A 17,758-nucleotide genomic window follows, 5' to 3' on the forward strand; every position below is an offset into this window, starting at 1 on the left:
CCTTTAATGACAGGTAGATAGCTAAGCAATGTTTATTTAAAATTTCACTTAAATTTGGGCACCAGGATGAATTATATCCATTAGCCCTAATCTCATATTCCATATATCATTGATATATTTACCAATAAAATATCATTTTACTAATTAGGTCTATTATGTATCGATTTTTTGAAAAATTGGTGTCACCTTATCCTAAAGATGATCCTCAACCAGCGGCTAAAAACTTTTTTAGTTTTATATGGCAATCAACCAAAGGCACTCGCGTGTTTATGCTGTTATTAATCATACTAAGTGGATTAAGTGGTGCTTTTGAAGCCTTTTTATTTGCTGCATTAGGTAAAGTGGTTGACTGGCTTGCAGAAGTTGAACCATCTAAATTTTGGCAGCAAGAAAAAACCACATTAATTTTATTAGCTTTAATAATTTTAGCCAGTACGCTAATCATCAGTTTACAAACGATTATTAAACATCAATGTCTTGCTGGCAATTTCCCAATGAGAATGCGTTGGAATTTGCACAGATTAGTTCTTAATCAAAGTATGCGCTTTTTCCAAGATGAATTTGCAGGAAGAATATCAGCAAAAGTTATGCAAACAGCGCTTGCGGTTAGAGATACTTGTTTTTTAGTCGCAGATATTTTTATCTATGTACTTATTTCCTTTATTACCATGGCGGCTATCATTGGACAATTAGATCTTTGGTTATTAATGCCTTTTCTTGGTTGGACTGTGCTTTATGGGATTGCAATGTACTATTTTATTCCACGCCTAGGTAAAGTTGCCAGTATGCAAGCCGATGCACGTTCTACCATGACAGGACGAGTCACCGATGCCTATACCAATATCATGACAGTTAAACTGTTCTCACATGCAGGTAATGAAGCTAAATACGCTCAAGAATCAATGGATGAGTTTTTAGTTACTGTTAATCGACAAATGCGTTTAGTCAGCAGTTTTGAAATTGTTAACCATCTTTTATCCATTACATTAATACTCTGCACGACTGGTGTTGCTTTATGGTTATGGACAGATCATTTAGTTGGTGTTGGAGCAATCGCAACAACTACCGCAGTCGCATTACGATTAAACAGTTTCTCTCATTGGATCATGTGGGAAATGGCTGCTCTATTTGAAAATATTGGTGTAGTGAAAGACGGTATCAATACCTTTTCTTCAACTAAAACAGTTAATGATCAACCTAATGCAACTGAACTTGTTGTAAAACAAGGTAAAATTGAGTTTCAACACATTAACTTTAATTATGATGCCAAAAGACAAAACTCTATCATTCAAGATTTGGATTTAACGATTAATCCAGGTGAAAAAATAGGGTTAGTAGGTCGCTCTGGGGCAGGTAAATCCACGCTTATTAATTTATTATTACGCTTTTATGATTTACAAAGTGGTAAAATTATTATTGATGGACAAGAAATTACAACCGTTACCCAAGAAAGCTTACGCGCCCAAATTGGTATGGTAACTCAAGATACGTCCCTATTACACCGCTCCGTACGAGAAAACCTACTCTATGGTAACAATCAAGCTACTGAAGAAGAGATGATTATAGCAGCAAAAAAAGCTCATGCTGATAGCTTTATTCATACACTTATTGATGTAAACGGTAGAACAGGCTATGACGCATTTGTAGGAGAGCGAGGCATAAAATTATCAGGTGGACAACGACAGCGCATTGCAATTGCCAGAGTTATATTAAAAAATGCCCCAATTCTATTATTAGATGAAGCGACCAGTGCGTTGGATTCTGAAATTGAGCAAGCTATTCAAGAAAGTTTATATACTTTAATGGAAGGTAAAACCGTTATTGCCATTGCTCACCGATTATCAACCATCGCGGCAATGGATAGATTAGTTGTTCTTGATCAAGGAAAAATTATTGAACAAGGAACTCATCAAGAACTGCTTGATAAAAATGGACTGTACGCACAACTTTGGAAACACCAGAGTGGTGGATTCTTAGGTGAAAACATTTAATTATTGATTTATCGGAACAAAAAATAGTAGGACACATATAAGGCTAGTACCAATATATGTGTCCTTAATTTCTTTATTAATCAATAAAATTCTTATAAAATTCTGATTCGAACCGCATTATTGCCCCATTTTTCGGTTCACCTTGTGTATCAGCGTGATATCCTGATAATAACTGCACAAACGCCAAATATTGACCATCGGATTTTTGAATAAATCCAGCTAAATTATAACTACCTTGAATATAACCTGTTTTAGCTCGAATGGTTTCCTTAAAGGGTAATTGATTAAAGCTTTTACGATTTTGCAACGTTCCATCAACGCCAGCAATGGGTAACATCTCAATAATCCCTAATTGCGCATTATTCGCCGAAATATATTGTAATATTTCCATTAATTTGTCTGCACTAACTAAGTTTAATCGGGATAATCCTGAACCATCCACAATGACTAAATTTTCAAGATTAATACCCGCTTTTTTAAGTAAAATTCGTTTAACTGCATCGCTACTATTACGCCAAGTTCCAGCAATGTTGTAATGATGTGCTCCGAGTGTTCTAAAAATAGCATCAGCATATAAATTATTTGATTTTTTTAACATAACAGTCAGTAATTCAGAAAGTGGCGCTGACTCACTGGAACTTAATAAAGTCAGTTGTGAACTGTTTTTTTGGTTTTTCTCTAAAATTTTACCTGTATAAACTATTTTTTGTAATTTGAGTTCTTTTTTTAATATTGCAGAAAAATAAGCTGTTCCATCAAGTACCGCAAATTTTAATGGTATTTTATTATTTCCAGAAGCAACACATCCAGATAGATGATAACGATTTTTATCAAAATAGCTTACATCTAACTCACAATATTTATCATTTAAATCTTTACTATTGGCGGCAATTGTTTTGATATCAGCAGATACCACTACTGGAATATAAGATGCGACTGAAACAGATGCTTTAGAGCCTACCTTTCCTGGTGTGATTGTTGCATAAAAACAATTATCGTTTATGATTGCTGCGAATGGAGGTGCATTATAACAAGCAGTTAAGTTATTCCATGACCAACCAGCGGCTTTATCATGACTGGCAAAAACTGAAGTATCTAAAATGATATTTCCTGCAATTTTTTCAATACCTTTTTGCCGCAGTTCAGTAAGCATTATTTTTAATCTATCACTTGAAAAGGTGGGATCGCCACTTAATTGAATGATAAGGTCACCATTCAACTGTTTATTACTTATTGAACCATTCGTTTTCATAAGCGTTTTAAAGCGAAAATCACTACCTAATTCAAGTTGTGCAGCTAAAGCCGTAATAACTTTTTGAGTACTAGCCGGTTGTTTAAATTGATCACTCTTATATTTTGCTAATGTTTTCGGATTACTACCAACAGATTGAACCAGAATGGATAAATCGCTTCCTTTAGGTAACGTTGATAAATAAGGTTCTACCGATTGCGCATGTAAAAATCCTGATACAAAAGGAAGAATACATAAAATAATTATCCTGATATTTGTCATGAAAATTGGCTCAAAATGTTAATTAATTATAATTGTTAATGGGGGGATTCAAATATAACTTTTTTTGATTTAGCTAGCAATATATACTGTACCACTTTTATAATTACATGATACCGTTTATATTAAACAGTATTTCCCATTCAAATTATCTGTATATCAAAATTATAACTAGGTCACATAAATATGATTCAACATTCATTAGGATTTCCAATAGAAACAGTATTAGTATTTGTTGGGTTATCCCTAGCTGCAATTATTATCGACTTATATGCTCACCACAATGATAAACCGATTAGTTTAAAAAATGCAATTGGATGGTCAATTTTTTGGATAGCAGTCGCCTTAGGGTTTGCACTATTTTTATATATTCATCATGGTAGTACAGCTGCAAGTTTATTTATAACTGGTTATGTTCTTGAAAAAGCGTTATCAGTCGATAATTTGTTTGTTATTATGGCAATTTTTTCATGGTTTACCGTACCCAATAATTACCGTCACCGCTTACTTTACTGGGGAGTTATTGGTGCCATTATATTCCGAGGAGTTTTTGTAATAATTGGTACAAGTTTATTATCCTTAGGACCGTGGATGGAGTTAGTTTTCTCCGTTATGGTTGCTTTTACGGGAATAATGATGTTAAAAAATCAAAACAGTGATGATGAAATTAAAGATTATTCCAATCATATTGCCTTTCGCATAGCGAAACATATTTTTCCCTCATACCCTAAAATTGTAGGACACTCTTTTTTATTGACTCAAAAACAAGTAGACAGCGAACTTGAAAAACCAGAAAACAGCGATTTAATTGGCAAAATTTCTAAAAGTGCACTTTATGCAACACCGTTATTTTTATGTATTGTTGTTATTGAACTTAGTGATGTTATGTTCGCTTTTGACTCAGTCCCTGCGGTAATTGCGGTTAGCCAAGAACCATTAATTGTTTATAGTGCCATGATTTTTGCTATTTTAGGACTTAGAACGATGTATTTTGTTTTAGAGGCTATGCGACAATATTTGCTGCATCTAGGTAAAGCTGTTATCTGTTTACTATTTTTCATTGCTGGTAAATTAGCTTTAAATGCCAGCCATCATCTGTTTGGTTATGGACTTGATATTAGCCCAAGCATGAGTCTTTACATCGTGTTAGGAATTTTAGTTTTAGGTATTATTGCAAGCTTTATCTGGCCAGCAAAAAATGATGAATAATTAAAAGAGAATTGGCAGGATATGCCTGCCAATATTTAATTTACATATTATCTTTTCAATGAACGGAAATAATAACTTATTCCTAATATTACAAACCAAATAGGTGTTGCGATTAAAGCTTGGCAAGTATCAGCTTCGAAAGTAAGCAACACAATTACAAATGCAAAAAAGGCCAAACAGACAAAACACATCAAAATACCGCCAGGCATTTTAAAGTCAGATTGCTCATGCAAATCAGCTTTCTTACGACGATAAGCAATATAAGAAATTAAAATCATCGACCAAATAAACATAAATAAAATAGCCGAAATCGTCGTAACTATGGTAAAGGCCTCCATAACATTAGGCACAAGGTAAATCAATACCACACCACCAAATAAGCAGAGACAAGAAAATAACAAACCATTAGCTGGAACAGAGCGACTTGATAGTTTTCCGAAAGGCTCTGGTGCATCTTGCTTTTTTGCAAGTCCAAATAACATACGACTCGTTGAGTAAATACCGCTATTAGCAGAAGAGGCAGCTGATGTCAGCACTACAAAATTAATAATGCTTGCCGCAGCAGGTAAACCTATTAAGGTAAATAATTCCACAAACGGACTTTTATTTGGTGAAATTAATGTCCAAGGTGTAACACTCATAATTATGATTAAAGCAAACACATAAAAAAAGATAATCCGAGCAGGTACAGAATTAATTGCTCGTGGTAAATTTTTATTTGGGTCGACAGTTTCTGCTGCGGTAGTACCAACTAGCTCAATTCCCACAAAAGCAAAAATTGCAATTTGAAAGCCAGCAAAAAAGCCCATACTACCATTAGGGAAGAGCCCCCCATATTGCCATAAATTTGAAAACGCTGCTGTTGTATCAGTTTGGGTAGAATGATATGAGATTAAAATTAATATACTCCCAATAACAATTAATCCAAGAATCGCAACGATTTTAATCATTGAAAACCAAAATTCCGTCTCACCAAACATTTTTACGGTTAATAAATTTAGAGTTGCTAATAAAATAACCGTCAAAAACATTGGTATCCATGCCTGTAAGTCAGGAAACCAATGTTGTGCATATCCCGCAATGGCAACAACGTCTGCAATTCCGGTAATTACCCAACAAAACCAATAAGTCCATCCTGTAAAAAAACCAGCCCAAGGCCCTAAAAGGTCATTCGCAAAATCACTAAATGATTTATACTTTAAGTTTGAAAGTAGAATTTCACCCATTGCACGCATAACAAAAAACAGGATAAAACCAATTACCATATAGACAAAAACGATTGAAGGTCCAGCCAGACTTATCGTTTTACCTGACCCCATAAATAAGCCAGTACCGATTGCACCACTAATGGCAATTAACTGAATATGTCGGTTAGAAAGGTTTCGCTTTAGATCATGGTTAGAGGATTTAATGCTCATTGCTATTATTACCTTTTATTTTCACAATTTTCCGATTCACTAGAATATAGGACTATAAAGTCTATAGAATCAAAGCGCAAGCTGAATTGTTATGAAAACTTTTTATGGGTACATAATAATTATCTATAGTTTCTTATAATAGAATTGTGTAGCATAATCCACTATACTTTATAACTTATTACAATAAATAATTAACATGAAACAAAAGAAACGCTGCTTTTACTTATCTGTCTTATACATTTTGGTTATTCTATCAGTATCAACTGGTTGCCAAAGTCATTTAAATAAAAATCCTAAACAGGATGAACAATACATGGATGGTAAGTTGCTATTAACTTCTAATGTATCATATCCCCATTTAAGCGCACCTGTTAATATTTCCGATTATGTTCTTCAAGTTGCAATGATTGAATCTTCATGCCCTGAGTTGTATCGTGAAAATGAACATATTTATACCGCTATTAATAACTGGATTAACAACTTATTAGATTTTGATGAATTTTATAAAGTTGGATTAAATAGTTATAGAATGATTGGGCAAGATGGCTATGGTAATGTACATTTTACGGGTTATTATACACCAGTCATTAAAGCAAGACATACTCCAACATCAGAATTCAAATACCCTATTTATAAGATGCCAACCCTAACTGAAGGACAATTTCCAAGCCGTGAACAAATTTATAATGGTGCATTAGCTGGCAAAGGACTGGAAATAGCTTACAGTAACTCTCTAATGGATAACTTTATTATGGAAGTTCAAGGAAGTGCTTATATTGATTTTGAAGATGGTGAGCCCTTAGTATTTTTCAGTTATGCTGGAAAAAATGGTTATAGTTACTCAAGTATCGGGCAATTGTTAGTAAAACAAGGTGAAATTAAAAAAGAAAAATTATCAATGCAAGCAATAAAAGATTGGTCTAAAAATAAAAGTGAAGAAAAACTTAAACAATTGCTCATACAGAATCGTTCTTTTGTCTTTTTTGAACCAAAATATAATGCAGAAGTAAAAGGTGCGGCTTCGGTTCCCTTAATCGCTAATGCATCAGTTGCTTCTGACAAGTCTTTAATTCCCATTGGTACAGTAATCTTAGCCGATGTGCCACTTCTTGATGAAGATGGTCAACATCGAGGTAGAAGAGAGACTCGATTAATGGTCGCACTAGATGTAGGGGGGGCCATTAAAGGTCAACACTTTGATCTTTATCTAGGCATTGGTGAAAAGCCTGGAGAACTGGCTGGTTTTTATAATCACTATGGACGAGTATGGGTGCTAAAACCTTAATTTGCGGACATCGACGACATTAAAAGAACCTGCTAGAATAAACTAATATAAGTTGCATTAAGGATAACTCATGAGATTATGCGATCGAGATATCGAAACGTATTTACAAAATGGTAAATTAAAAATAACCCCTCAACCAGCGCCAAGCTGCATCAATGGTGCAACTATTGATGTTAGATTAGGCAATAAATTTCGTACGTTTAGGGAGCATACTACACCTTATATTGATTTGAGCGGTCCTAAAGAAGAAGTATCTGCGGTATTGGAAAAAGTGATGAGTGATGAAATAGTATTACCTGAAGGTGATGCGTTTTATCTTCATCCAGGTGAATTAGCATTAGCCGTCACTTTAGAATCTGTCACAATTCCTAATGATTTGGTTGGCTGGTTAGATGGACGATCATCTCTTGCTAGACTTGGGCTTATGGTACACGTAACAGCTCATAGGATCGATCCTGGCTGGCAAGGACAAATTGTACTAGAGTTTTTTAATTCTGGAAAAATTCCGTTAGCACTTAGACCAGGAATGACTATAGGAGCACTTAGCTTTGAAACACTAACCGGTCCAGCAGCTAGGCCGTATAATAGTAGACAAGATGCAAAATATAAAGATCAACATGGCGCAGTCGCTAGCCGTATTGATAAAGACTAAATCACTCAGTAGTTTTTATTCTGAAGGAATATTAACATGATCAAAAAAATATTGATTACTCTTTTAGTTTTAATTCTTCTTACTGCCATTGGTATCGTATCTCTTATTATTTTTGTTGATCCTAACAATTATAGAGGTTTTATTTCTGATACAGTTAAAGATAAAACAGGTTATGAATTAACTATTGACGGTAATTTACGATGGCACATCTGGCCACAAGTAAGTATATTAACTGATTCAGTTAAACTGTCTGACATTGATGCCAAAAAGCCAATTTTAACAGCGGATAATATGCGCCTTGATGTAGAGCTATTTCCTTTATTTTCAAAAAAATTAGAGGTTAAAAATGTATTTATAAAATCGGCTATCATCAATATTACCGATGACAGTAAAGGACAAGTTTATAAACATAAAGCTGAACAGCTACCCTCTGCAGATGAAAGTCAGACTACACAAACTAAGCAGCAGAAAGACTCATCAACAAAATGGGCATTTACCTTAAATAAACTTGAAGTTTCTGATAGCACTGTTGTTTTACAAAATAAAGATGATTTTATCAACTTTAGAAATATTAACCTTGCTATCATCCAAAAGGCTGATAAAAAGATTGCTATTGATGTTAAAGGCAATATCGATCGTAATCAACAAAATTTTTCTTATGTGGCTGATGCAGATGTTGATTTAGCACTATTCCCAGAAAAAGCCATAATTGATCTGAAGAAATTTGATTACACCTATAAGGGCGTAGCTATTCCTACCAAAGAACTAAAAGGCAATTTGAAAGGTGTTATTAATTATCTACACAATTCAAAACAATTAACAAGCAAGGATTTATCTTTTTCAGTTAATGAAAATTATTTTTCTGGTGCCGTTAATGCTAATTTTGATAAAAAGCCTTATATCGATTTAACAGTAACAAGTAATGAGTTAAATCTTACTCCTTTTTTAGAGAAAGACAAAAAAACAAATGAAAACATTACAATACAACAAACTCCGCCTGTTGTATCTAATGTTACAAAAGTAGATAACGAACTAAGCTTTCTGAATAGTTTTAACGCTAAAGCAAAACTAGACATTAAAAAATTAAATATTAATAAGATGATATTAAATAATATCAATGTAGCTTTAGCCAATAATGATGGAGTTGCAACATTCCAAAATATTAGTTTTGACTTCGCTAAAGGTCACATAGCAGCTACGGGTATGGCAAATGGTAAACAAAAATATACTCAAATAAAACTAATTCCAAAAGTTACTAATATTGATTTAAATACATTTTTCAACCAGATGGAAACACCTAATGATTTGGAAGGATTATTTAATGCAAGCGGAGATATAGAAGTAAATACATTATCTGGAAATAAGTTATTAGAAAATTTAAAAGGTAATTTATCAATTAATGTAACTAATGCGAAATTAAATAAAATCAATATAAATAGTATCATTCAGAATGCTGCAACTAAATATACTAAAGATGTTTCAGCAACTGAAAATATGAAAAATTATACAGAATTTTCTAAAATTAGTACTGATGCCTATTTAAATAGAGGAGATCTGGAATTAACAACATTAAATGCCCTTTCACCAACCCTTGAAATAGTTGATGGTTCGGGCAAAGTTGGGATGATTCAAAAAGATCTCGATATTAACATGAACATTAAAATTCTTGGTGGTTGGAACGGAAAAAGCGAAACTATTGCCAAACTACAAAAACTAGTAATTCCACTGCGTATTTACGGGCAATTTTCTAAACTTCATTATCAACTTGATATAGGTCAAGTGATTAAAGATCTCTTTAATGATAAGTTACAAGAAAGTTTAGATAAATTTCGCAACAAATTAGAAAATCGCAGCTCAAAAGATGGCTCAAAATCAAATTCCAAACAAAAAGCCGTTGATATGTTAGAAAATTTATTGAGCAAATAACAAGCTAAATTAACTAACAAGCATAATAAAAAAAGGTGAGTTAAAAACTCACCTTTTTTATTGTTAGTAAAATCCTACTCTATTTATTATAGAATAAACTTACTTAGATCCTCATCTGCTACAAGTTTATCTAAATGGTCACTTACATATTTAGCATCAATAGTCACTGTTTTGCCATTAAGTTCACTTGCATCAAATGATACTTCTTCCATTAGACGTTCAAGCACAGTGTGTAACCTACGAGCACCGATATTTTCATTTTGCTCATTTACTTGCCAAGCTGACTCAGCAATTTTACGAATACCGTCAGGTGTAAAGTCGATATTCACCCCTTCAGTTACCATTAATGCTTTATATTGCACAGTTAATGATGCATTCGGTTCAGTTAAAATTCTTTCGAAATCTTCGCTAGTTAACGCTTGTAATTCAACTCGAATTGGTAAACGCCCTTGAAGTTCAGGAATTAAATCTGATGGATTTGCAGTTTGGAATGCACCAGAAGCGATAAATAAAATATGATCGGTTTTTACCGAGCCATGTTTAGTTGAAACAGTACAACCTTCAACAAGTGGTAATAAATCACGCTGAACACCTTCACGCGAAACATCTGGTCCAGAGGAATTACCTCTTTTACACACTTTATCAATCTCATCAATAAACACAATACCATTTTGTTCAACTGCTTCAATTGCTTCATGTTTAAGCTCATCAGGGTTAACCAATTTTGCTGCTTCTTCTTCAGTAAGCTGCTTGAAGGCATCTTTAATCTTCATTTTGCGAGCTTTAGTTTTTTGCCCACCTAAATTTTGGAACATTGACTGCAATTGATTAGTCATTTCTTCCATTCCTGGTGGCGCCATAATTTCAACGCCAATATTAACACCAGCAACTTCGATTTCTATTTCTTTATCGTCAAGTGAACCTTCTCGTAATTTTTTTCTAAATGCTTGTCGAGCAGTCGAATCATTATTATTTTCAACTTGCCCCCAACCATCTTTAGCAGGCGGTACAAGCACATCTAAAATACGTTCTTCAGCTAGTTCTTGAGCTCTATTTCGGTTTCTTTCAATTGCTTCTTGCCGAATCATCTTAACAGCAGAGTCAGTTAGATCTCGAATGATTGAGTCAACTTCTTTACCTACATAGCCAACTTCGGTAAATTTTGTTGCTTCGACTTTAATAAATGGAGCTCTAGCAAGTTTAGCTAATCTTCTTGCAATTTCTGTTTTACCAACACCCGTTGGACCTATCATGAGAATATTTTTTGGCGTAACTTCATGACGTAATGCTTCATCAAGTTGCATTCGACGCCAACGATTACGCAAAGCAATAGCAACTGAACGTTTTGCTTTATCTTGTCCAATAATATGTTGGTTTAATTCGCTTACAATTTCGCGAGGAGTCATTTCAGACATAATAGTAGTTCTCTTAAATCAGTTTAATTAGTAATTGAGTTCTTCAATAGTTTGGAAGTTGTTGGTGTAAACACAAATGTCACCCGCTATTGATAGAGATTTTTGTACGATATCATGTGCAGATAATGCTGTATTATCTAACAAAGCTCTAGCTGCTGCTTGAGCATAAGGTCCACCCGAACCAATGGCAATAAGATCATCTTCTGGCTGTATAACATCACCAGTACCTGTAATAATCAGTGAGGCACTTTCATCGGCAACAGCAAGTAATGCTTCTAATTTACGTAGCATTCTATCTGTACGCCAATCTTTAGCTAGTTCAACAGCAGCCTTAGTTAAATGACCTTGGTGCATTTCTAGTTTACGTTCAAATAACTCAAAAAGTGTAAAAGCATCGGCAGTACCACCGGCAAAACCCGCAATTACTTTATTATTATATAAACGACGAACTTTACGTGCATTACCTTTCATAATAATACGTTCACCAAGTGTAACTTGACCATCACCACCAATAACCACTTGCCCTTCACGGCGAACGCTGACTATTGTTGTCATATTCTGCTCCTTCTCTTACTTAAAATAACTAAATTTGGAATGAATAGAAGATATATGAGGACGAATAATTGATTTTCAACATCTCCATTAAAAGATGTTGAAAATTTATTTCTATAAAGAAGCTTTTAGATCAAATCATTTTTAATAAAATAATTTCAATACTATTTGGGTTGGAATTCAACTGTCATATTTTTTACTTCATCATATAAACCACTCGCTGGTTTTGGAATAGTTGCAAGTTTAGTGGCAGCAACCGCTTCACGACATAAAGCTTCATCACCTCCACTAGAAGTTACATTAAGTAATAACCCATCCGGTGCTATTTGAATTTGTAAAACACAACTTTTGCCACTATAAACATTAGCTGGATTTATAAATTTATTGCTTATAGCATTTGTCACTAACGCTTTGTATTTAGCTAGTTCATCTTCGGATGAACCTTTACGACTTGCAGAAGCTCCACTTTGATCACTTGGAGAATTTGGAGCGCCAGAAGTCAGACCACCTAATAGATCATTAATAGCTTTATCTTTTTTAGCCTGTTCTGCCTTTTGTTTAGCTTTTATCTCCGCTGCTTTCTTTTCTGCTGCCGCTTTTTCTGCCGCTGCTTTTTCTGCTGCCGCCTTTTCCGCCGCTGCCTTTTCCGCTGCTGCTTTCTCTGCCGCCGCCTTTTCCGCTGCTGCCTTTTCAGCTGCTGCTTTCTCTGCCGCAGCCTTTTCAGCTGCTGCTTTTTCTGCTGCCGCCTTTTCCGCCGCTGCTTTTTCTGCTGCCGCCTTTTCCGCCGCTGCTTTTTCTGCCGCCGCCTTTTCCGCTGCTGCTTTCTCTGCCGCCGCCTTTTCAGCTGCTGCTTTCTCTGCTGCAATCCTTTCTTCTTCTTGCTTTTTCAATTGCTCAGCAAGTTTTATACGTTCTTTTGTTAAATCCTTTAGATATTGTTGTTCAGCTAGTTGTTTTTCTTGCAATTTTTTAGCTTGATCGGCTAACTGCTGTTCTCTTTTTCTATCAGCTTGCTGTTGGCTCTCTTTCGTTTTTAATTGACGTTGATATTGATCAGTCATAACAGAAGGATCGATCATAATAGCATCAATACTGTTTCCAGTCTCTTTACCATAATTGACACCATCTATATTTTTTATAGCTTGATAACCAAGAATAATAATTAAGATTAAATGTAATATAATCGATATTATGATTGGTATACTTAATTTAGAATTTCGCATATAAGACATTGCTGATATTTTTAATGTATTATTATGGTTAGTTAAATTGGTTGAGTCATCAGTCCAACAGATTTAACGCCTGCAGATTGCAATAAATTTAATGCTTTTATAATTTCTTCATAAGGAACATTCTTAGCACCACCAACTAAAAAAACAGCTTTTTCATTTATTGAAATTTGATGTTTTACCTCAGCAACAATTTGCTCTTGCGGTAAGTCGGATTGACGATCTTGATCAATAATGAGAGCATATACACCAATACCAGATACTTCAATGATTATCGGTTTATTGTCAGCAGGAGAAACTGTTTTTGATTCTGATGCTTCAGGTAAGTCTACCTCTACACTTTGGCTTATAATTGGTGCTGTTGCCATAAAAATAAGCACCAACACTAATAATACATCAAGCAACGGAACTATATTGATTTCAGATTTAGTTGAATATCGTGAACGTCTACTCATAATTATTTCCTAACAGCCACAGCTTGACGTTGTAAAATAGCTGAAAATTCGTCAATAAAATTAAGGTAACTCTGTTCAAGTCGACTTACACGTAGTGATAAGCGATTATAAGCAAGAACAGCAGGTATAGCAGCGAATAAACCAATCGCCGTTGCAATTAAAGCTTCAGCTATCCCCGGAGCAACCATTTGTAATGTTGCTTGTTTTACCGCACCTAAAGAAATAAACGCATGCATAATCCCCCAAACAGTACCAAATAAGCCGATATAAGGGCTAATTGAACCTACAGTACCTAAAAAAGGAATATGTAATTCTAAATTATCGAGTTCACGGTTCATTGCTAACCGCATAGAGCGAGAAGCTCCATCTAATGCAGCTTCTGGCATATTTGGGTTGATTTGGTAAAGACGTGAAAACTCCTTAAAACCTGAATAGAAAATATGTTCTGTACCGCTAATGTCTTCTTTATGATATTTTGCTTTATCAAACAACATATTTAGTTCTTCCGATGCCCAGAAACTATTTTCGAATTGATCAATTTGTTTTTTAGCCTTCCCTAAAATTTTAGTACGTTGGAATATAATAGCCCAAGACATCACAGAAAATGCTAGTAACAATAACATAACGCCTTGTACCAAAAGGCCTGCCTGTAAAAAAAGATCAATAATATTCAAATTTTCCACTTAAATAAACTCCAAAACTAATAACTTTGGAAGCGCACATGGCTTCATTTTAGTCATATTGACACAAGCAATAACTATATCAGCATTGCTGATAATTTGCTTATTCTGATTTAATATAGTCTGTTTAAAAATAATAGACGCCTTACGAATTTGCTCAACCTGAGTGCTGATAGTTAGCATGTCATCTAAACGTGCTGGAAAGTCGTAGCTAATATCCATCTTTTTAACAACAAAAGCAATACCTTCTTGTAGTAATGTTTGTTGACTAATATCAAGCTGTCTTAGCATTTCTGTTCTAGCACGTTCATAAAAAGCAAGATACCGAGCGTGGTAAACAACTCCGCCAGCATCCGTGTCTTCATAATAGACTCTTGCATTCCAATTGAATTGTTTCATATTCTATGATCTAATTTAAACTAAAAAATTAGCGACATTATATCTGAATATAAAATTCGCTGCACTATGATATAAAAATAGTTAAATGAAAACAATTATCATTTGTCAATTATTTATCACATTGGCAGACTAATAATCAAAAAGGTGACAATTTGTCACCTTTATATTTATTTTTTGTAGATTTCACTATTTGTTCATTTCTTTTTCGTTACTAGAGTTTTCAACCCAAAGTCCAGTAACAACAGCAAGCATACAAGTTGCAATAACTCCAATGAACCATAATACGTAATACATAATTATTCCTTAATAAAGTGAATGTTTATTATTTTCAATATGATTTTTGTCTAATCGCCCAAACATTTTTATATAACTCCAAATAGTATAGAAAAGTATGATTGGTAAGAATATTACCACCACACCAAACATTATATTCAGTGTTAATTGACTTGAACTTGCATCCCATATTGTTAAACTAGCATTTGGCATAATGCTTGATGGAATAACAAATGGGAATGTTGCAATACCATATGTAAATAATACACAAGCAATGGTTAAAGAAGATGATAAAAACACTAATCCATTTTTATTCAAACCAGAAAAGAAAATAGTTAATAATGGTAATAATACACCTAATGCAGGAACAAGCCATAAAATAGGGTAATTCATGTAATTTTTTAACCATGAAACATCTGTTGATACAGTCTTATTTAACGGATGAGAAACACCATTGTAATCTATTGCACTAGTAATTTCATAACCATGAATACCAAAAGTAACCCACACACCAGCCAATACGAATGCAATTAACATAATTAAACTAGCAATTTGGGTTGCTTTTCTAGCTCTTAGATAAAGTTCACCAGAAGTCTTTAATTGCAACCAAGCCCCACCATGAGCAACCATTAACATTAAGCTGACAATACCTGCTAATAATGCAAATGGATTAAGTAGACCAAAAAAAGAACCATCATAAAAAGCACGATAAGAATTATCGAATCTAAATGGTACACCTTCTAATAAGTTTCCAAAAGCTACCCCTAACACAAGTGCAGGAACAAAGCTTCCTAAAAAGATAGCGATATCCCACATATTACGCCATTTAGTGTTCTCTAATTTACTACGATAATCAAAACCAATTGGTCTAAAGAATAATGCACATAACACTAAAATCATCGCAATATAAAAACCAGAAAAGGATACAGCATAAGCCATAGGCCAAGCAGCAAATATACCTGCACCACCAGTAATTAACCAAACTTGGTTACCATCCCAGTGTGGGGCAATTGCATTTATCATTATACGACGTTCAGAATCAGTTTTACCGATAAAAGGTAATAAAATACCAACGCCCATATCAAAGCCATCAGTGATAACAAAAGCGATTAAAACAACACTAATCAACACCCACCAGATGACGCGTACAATTTCGTAATCAATCATTGTATATACTCCCTATGCCTATTCTGATATCGCTTGTGTTTTTTCATAATAATAGTTGCCAGTACCTAATGAACTCGGTCCTAATCGCGCAAACTTGAACATCAAGAACAATTCAGCAACTAAAAATAGTGTATATAGACCACAAACTAAGGTCATAGTAAATAATACTTCCCCTGGCGTTAACGAGGAATTGGCGACTCCAGTCGGTAAAATATCTTGAATTGCCCAAGGTTGACGACCATATTCCGCAACAAACCAGCCACATTCACAAGCAAGCCATGGCGCAGGCAATAATAGAAGAAGTAAACGATGTAACCAACGTTTTTGACCAATTTTATTTTTGTAAGTTGCCCATAACGCGAGTCCGGCACCTAAAATCATCAGCAATCCAAAACCAACCATTCCTCTAAATGCCCAGAACAAAGGCCATACAGTTGGAATTGAATCATCTGTCGCCGCTTTAATATGTTCTTCAGTAGCCTCAGGAATCGTTAAATTATCACGATCAGTAAAACGTTTAACCAAATAACCATATCCTAAATCGGCTTTATTATCCTCAAAGGCTTTAAGAACAGATGGATCTTGATCGCCTTTTTGAATTTTTTCTAAATTAGCATAGGCTAAGATACCATTACGGATTCTGGTTTCATTATCAGTAATAATATCTTTCAAACCAATTACTTGCTTATCAAGTGAACGGGTCGTCATTATTCCCATTACATACGGAATCTCAATTGCAAATAAATTTTCCTTATTTTTTTGCGATGGGAATGCAATCACATTAAATGACGCTGGTGCAGGTTGAGTTTCCCATTCGCCTTCAATTGCTGCCAGTTTAGTAGGTTGTACGGTCGACAATTCGTGACCTGCTTCATCCCCCATGACGGCGACAACAATTGACATGATAAAACCAAACATGGCCGCTACGGCAAAAGAACGATTTGCGAAAGGTAAATCTCGTTTCTTTAAAAGATAATATGAGCTAATACTTAAAACAAACATCGCACCGGTTAAGTATCCTGCAGCAACAGTATGTACGAATTTGTATTGAGCAACAGAATTGGTAATTAGTTCGAAAAAGCTGGCCATTTCCATACGTGAGTTTATCGGATTAAAGTCAGATCCTATAGGGAATTGCATCCATCCATTTGCAACTAAAATCCAAAGTGCTGAAAAGTTTGAACCAAACGCCACACACCAAGTGACCATTAAATGTTTACCACGACTTAGTCTATCCCATCCAAAAAAGAATAAACCAACCATCGTTGATTCCAAGAAAAATGCCATTAATCCTTCAATTGCAAGCGGTGCACCAAAAATATCACCCACATAGTGTGAGTAATAAGACCAGTTGGTACCGAATTGAAATTCCATGGTTAAACCTGTAGCAACACCAACAGCAAAATTAATACCGAATAGTTTACCCCAGAATTTGGTCATATCCTTCCAGACTTGCTTGCCACTCACAACATATACTGTTTCCATAATTGCAAGCATAAATGCCAAGCCCAGTGTTAATGGTACAAAAATGAAATGATACATTGCTGTGAGTGCAAATTGAAGGCGTGACAGTTCTACTATATCTAACATAAAGCGC

General features: G+C 34.6%; 16 protein-coding genes. 5 read left to right on the forward strand and 11 right to left on the reverse strand.

Annotated features, from left to right (window positions below; all coding sequences use genetic code 11):
* Positions 1-155: 155 nt before the first annotated feature.
* Positions 156-1,991, forward strand: coding sequence for an ABC transporter ATP-binding protein (locus AC5LW9_RS11595; protein WP_493455936.1), 1,836 nt, complete (start codon positions 156-158; stop codon positions 1,989-1,991).
* A 76-nt stretch (positions 1,992-2,067) separates the two neighbouring features.
* Here the strand turns inward: AC5LW9_RS11595 and dacB are convergent, their stop codons facing one another.
* The gene (gene dacB, locus AC5LW9_RS11600; protein WP_493455937.1) at positions 2,068-3,504 is read right to left on the reverse strand and encodes a serine-type D-Ala-D-Ala carboxypeptidase; all 1,437 of its coding nucleotides are present in this window, start codon (positions 3,502-3,504) and stop codon (positions 2,068-2,070) included.
* Between the two features lie 183 nt (positions 3,505-3,687).
* On the opposite strand from dacB, the gene AC5LW9_RS11605 reads away from it, so the two are divergent.
* Positions 3,688-4,710: a TerC/Alx family metal homeostasis membrane protein gene (locus tag AC5LW9_RS11605; RefSeq protein WP_493455938.1), complete on the forward strand. Its 1,023-nt coding sequence runs from the start codon at positions 3,688-3,690 to the stop codon at positions 4,708-4,710.
* Positions 4,711-4,757: 47 nt separating this feature from the next.
* On the opposite strand, the gene cycA is transcribed toward AC5LW9_RS11605, so the two are convergent.
* Positions 4,758-6,128, reverse strand: a complete 1,371-nt coding sequence (gene cycA, locus AC5LW9_RS11610) for a D-serine/D-alanine/glycine transporter (RefSeq protein WP_065738674.1) — start codon at positions 6,126-6,128, stop codon at positions 4,758-4,760.
* A gap of 196 nt (positions 6,129-6,324) precedes the next feature.
* On the opposite strand from cycA, the gene mltA reads away from it, so the two are divergent.
* The 3 genes from mltA (at position 6,325) to asmA (ending at position 9,991) form a co-directional block, all read left to right on the forward strand.
* Positions 6,325-7,413 carry a murein transglycosylase A gene (gene mltA / locus AC5LW9_RS11615; protein WP_493455939.1) on the forward strand — a complete coding sequence of 363 codons (1,089 nt, stop codon included), beginning with the start codon at positions 6,325-6,327 and terminating at the stop codon, positions 7,411-7,413.
* 70 nt (positions 7,414-7,483) lie between these two features.
* On the forward strand, positions 7,484-8,065 hold the full coding sequence (gene dcd / locus AC5LW9_RS11620; protein ID WP_198227001.1) for a dCTP deaminase: 582 nt from the start codon (positions 7,484-7,486) through the stop codon (positions 8,063-8,065).
* A gap of 36 nt (positions 8,066-8,101) precedes the next feature.
* Entirely contained in the window at positions 8,102-9,991 is a 1,890-nt protein-coding gene (gene asmA, locus AC5LW9_RS11625) for an outer membrane assembly protein AsmA (RefSeq protein WP_493455940.1), read from the forward strand.
* An 86-nt stretch (positions 9,992-10,077) separates the two neighbouring features.
* On the opposite strand, the gene hslU is transcribed toward asmA, so the two are convergent.
* The 9 genes from hslU to AC5LW9_RS11670 form a co-directional block, all read right to left on the reverse strand.
* Positions 10,078-11,406 carry an ATP-dependent protease ATPase subunit HslU gene (gene hslU / locus AC5LW9_RS11630; RefSeq protein ID WP_493455941.1) on the reverse strand — a complete coding sequence of 443 codons (1,329 nt, stop codon included), beginning with the start codon at positions 11,404-11,406 and terminating at the stop codon, positions 10,078-10,080.
* Positions 11,407-11,433: 27 nt separating this feature from the next.
* Complete coding sequence (hslV, locus tag AC5LW9_RS11635) at positions 11,434-11,961, reverse strand: ATP-dependent protease subunit HslV (protein WP_198226995.1); 528 nt, start codon at positions 11,959-11,961, stop codon at positions 11,434-11,436.
* A gap of 161 nt (positions 11,962-12,122) precedes the next feature.
* Complete coding sequence (gene tolA, locus AC5LW9_RS11640; protein WP_493455942.1) at positions 12,123-13,181, reverse strand: cell envelope integrity protein TolA; 1,059 nt, start codon at positions 13,179-13,181, stop codon at positions 12,123-12,125.
* Positions 13,182-13,222: 41 nt separating this feature from the next.
* Positions 13,223-13,642, reverse strand: coding sequence for a colicin uptake protein TolR (gene tolR, locus AC5LW9_RS11645; protein WP_065738668.1), 420 nt, complete (start codon positions 13,640-13,642; stop codon positions 13,223-13,225).
* A 2-nt stretch (positions 13,643-13,644) separates the two neighbouring features.
* On the reverse strand, positions 13,645-14,325 hold the full coding sequence (gene tolQ / locus AC5LW9_RS11650) for a protein TolQ (protein ID WP_198226991.1): 681 nt from the start codon (positions 14,323-14,325) through the stop codon (positions 13,645-13,647).
* Positions 14,326-14,721 (reverse strand): tol-pal system-associated acyl-CoA thioesterase, encoded by a 396-nt coding sequence (gene ybgC / locus AC5LW9_RS11655; protein ID WP_198226989.1) that lies wholly within the window; start codon positions 14,719-14,721, stop codon positions 14,326-14,328.
* 186 nt (positions 14,722-14,907) lie between these two features.
* Positions 14,908-15,015 (reverse strand): cytochrome bd oxidase small subunit, CydX/CbdX family, encoded by a 108-nt coding sequence (locus AC5LW9_RS11660; RefSeq protein WP_198226987.1) that lies wholly within the window; start codon positions 15,013-15,015, stop codon positions 14,908-14,910.
* A gap of 9 nt (positions 15,016-15,024) precedes the next feature.
* Complete coding sequence (gene cydB, locus AC5LW9_RS11665; RefSeq protein ID WP_065738665.1) at positions 15,025-16,161, reverse strand: cytochrome d ubiquinol oxidase subunit II; 1,137 nt, start codon at positions 16,159-16,161, stop codon at positions 15,025-15,027.
* Positions 16,162-16,179: 18 nt separating this feature from the next.
* The gene (locus AC5LW9_RS11670; RefSeq protein ID WP_198235714.1) at positions 16,180-17,751 is read right to left on the reverse strand and encodes a cytochrome ubiquinol oxidase subunit I; all 1,572 of its coding nucleotides are present in this window, start codon (positions 17,749-17,751) and stop codon (positions 16,180-16,182) included.
* Between the last annotated feature and the right edge of the window lie 7 nt (positions 17,752-17,758).

The organism is Gilliamella sp. LMG 34360 (assembly GCF_984568995.1).

Bases quoted from the DNA above. Each gene is read 5' to 3' on its own strand.
- AC5LW9_RS11595 (WP_493455936.1), top strand. From the start codon at position 156: ATGTATCGATTTTTTGAAAAATTGGTGTCACCTTATCCTAAAGATGAT.
- dacB (WP_493455937.1), bottom strand. From the start codon at position 3,504: ATGACAAATATCAGGATAATTATTTTATGTATTCTTCCTTTTGTATCA.
- AC5LW9_RS11605 (WP_493455938.1), top strand. From the start codon at position 3,688: ATGATTCAACATTCATTAGGATTTCCAATAGAAACAGTATTAGTATTT.
- cycA (WP_065738674.1), bottom strand. From the start codon at position 6,128: ATGAGCATTAAATCCTCTAACCATGATCTAAAGCGAAACCTTTCTAAC.
- mltA (WP_493455939.1), top strand. From the start codon at position 6,325: ATGAAACAAAAGAAACGCTGCTTTTACTTATCTGTCTTATACATTTTG.
- dcd (WP_198227001.1), top strand. From the start codon at position 7,484: ATGAGATTATGCGATCGAGATATCGAAACGTATTTACAAAATGGTAAA.
- asmA (WP_493455940.1), top strand. From the start codon at position 8,102: ATGATCAAAAAAATATTGATTACTCTTTTAGTTTTAATTCTTCTTACT.
- hslU (WP_493455941.1), bottom strand. From the start codon at position 11,406: ATGTCTGAAATGACTCCTCGCGAAATTGTAAGCGAATTAAACCAACAT.
- hslV (WP_198226995.1), bottom strand. From the start codon at position 11,961: ATGACAACAATAGTCAGCGTTCGCCGTGAAGGGCAAGTGGTTATTGGT.
- tolA (WP_493455942.1), bottom strand. From the start codon at position 13,181: ATGCGAAATTCTAAATTAAGTATACCAATCATAATATCGATTATATTA.
- tolR (WP_065738668.1), bottom strand. From the start codon at position 13,642: ATGAGTAGACGTTCACGATATTCAACTAAATCTGAAATCAATATAGTT.
- ybgC (WP_198226989.1), bottom strand. From the start codon at position 14,721: ATGAAACAATTCAATTGGAATGCAAGAGTCTATTATGAAGACACGGAT.
- AC5LW9_RS11660 (WP_198226987.1), bottom strand. From the start codon at position 15,015: ATGTATTACGTATTATGGTTCATTGGAGTTATTGCAACTTGTATGCTT.
- cydB (WP_065738665.1), bottom strand. From the start codon at position 16,161: ATGATTGATTACGAAATTGTACGCGTCATCTGGTGGGTGTTGATTAGT.
- AC5LW9_RS11670 (WP_198235714.1), bottom strand. From the start codon at position 17,751: ATGTTAGATATAGTAGAACTGTCACGCCTTCAATTTGCACTCACAGCA.